The following is a 551-nucleotide window of genomic DNA, read 5'->3' as shown; positions in this document are numbered from 1 at the left end:
TACGCAATTGGTGCATTAGCGAGCGTCATCCTTTCTGGGATGATTCCAAATAGCGGATCATCTACAGAATTGTTCATTTTGTCCCCTCCTGAGGTCAGGAAACCCGATTCGCGGTGTGAAGTACAGTGTGAAGTGGGAGATTGGTAGCCGCTTAACGTTGATACTTTGGAAAAGGTCCGAACGTTGCCTGATCGTTCACGTAACGGCTCTTGATGGGTCGACTTTGATCAGCCTTTGATCACAGCAAGAACTTGGTCGATGTGCGTCCGCTGCTGCTGCGCGCGCCTGATCATCAGGCTGCGGGTCTTCTCGTTGTGCCGGGTGATCTCGTGTAGTTGATGACCCAGCTGGTCCAGTTGTAGGCGGGGAATCTTCTGCCCGCGCTGTACGGCCGCGTTCATCGCCCGGACCGCCTGGTTCACGTTCCGTCCGATTGCCGAAACCTCCTTGGTCAGCGCTTCGATCTCGCCCGCCTCCGGTGGCTCGATGTGGTAGACGCCTGCCGCGTAGAGCAGCACCCGCCGCGCCGTGTCGGCCCGGCTTAGATCCAG

General features: G+C 57.4%; 1 pseudogene. It reads right to left on the bottom strand.

What is annotated here, in order from left to right:
* Positions 1–227: 227 nt before the first annotated feature.
* Positions 228–551 (bottom strand): annotated as a pseudogene (locus CK240_RS17885) (hypothetical protein); the annotation flags it as partial.

This window comes from Paracoccus salipaludis, from assembly GCF_002287065.1.
GTDB lineage: Bacteria > Pseudomonadota > Alphaproteobacteria > Rhodobacterales > Rhodobacteraceae > Paracoccus > Paracoccus salipaludis.
The sequence above is the reverse complement of the archived record's forward strand: the minus strand, read 5'-3'. Positions and strand labels throughout refer to the sequence as shown.